The organism is Acetobacter sp. DmW_043 (genome assembly GCF_002153485.1).
Taxonomy (GTDB): domain Bacteria; phylum Pseudomonadota; class Alphaproteobacteria; order Acetobacterales; family Acetobacteraceae; genus Acetobacter; species Acetobacter thailandicus.
On record NZ_JOMN01000090.1, the window covers coordinates 1 to 730 of the forward strand.

2 protein-coding genes are annotated in these 730 nt (G+C 52.3%); one reads left to right on the plus strand and one right to left on the minus strand.

Annotated features, from left to right (window positions below):
* The coding region (locus HK11_RS11845) for a MobA/MobL family protein (RefSeq protein ID WP_158092833.1) at positions 1 to 209 on the minus strand (209 nt) is incomplete at its 3' end.
* Between the two features lie 164 nt (positions 210 to 373).
* Here HK11_RS11845 and HK11_RS11850 point away from each other — a divergent pair.
* Positions 374 to 667: a conjugal transfer protein TraD gene (locus HK11_RS11850; RefSeq protein WP_086555518.1), complete on the plus strand. Its 294-nt coding sequence runs from the start codon at positions 374 to 376 to the stop codon at positions 665 to 667.
* The last annotated feature ends 63 nt before the right edge of the window (positions 668 to 730 follow it).

Genomic DNA, 730 nt, shown 5'->3' on the forward strand with positions numbered 1-730 from the left:
CACAGAACAGACCGGTCGAGAAACCGTTCCGGTGCGCCATCGGGCAGCAGGATCTCTGAATGCACCACACCACTCTTGTTCGAAAAATCATGGGCACGCTCCAGTCGCGCATCATGCAGACGCGAAGCCGCACGATAGGCGGCTGCTGCCACGGCACTCCTGCCGGTGGCACGACTGATGAGTTTTGCATGCAGGTGATAGATCGCCATGACCCCAGTCATAGCACACACAATAAGCGCACGTCACGCAGTGACGTATAAGCGCGCACTTAAATATTACTATGCTACAGAAATTGATTGATCAGGATAAGTGACGCGGTTCTCGTCTGTATGATAGAGTGCAGAAATATATGACAAAAAACAGGGGACCTGAAATGCGTAAACCACGGGATATTGATGCTGAACTGAAAGCGCTTCAGGAAAAGGCGAAGCAGCTTAAATTACAAAAAACACTTCAGCTCGGCGAACTGGTCGGGGCAACGGGAGCTGACAGCCTGTCCATCGAAGCACTGGCCGGGGTACTGCTTGCAGCTGTTGAACAGGCAGATGGTAAACCTGAAGCCGTCGCGAGGTGGACTGAACGGGGGACAGCATTCTTTCTCGCAGGTACAAAAAAGAACATCCGGAAGGGATCCGGAAACGATCAGAACGGAATTACAGACGCTTGAGAGACGGATCAGGAAACAGGCAGCCCTGATCCATCGTTATCAGGCACGAAAGGCACGTACCGA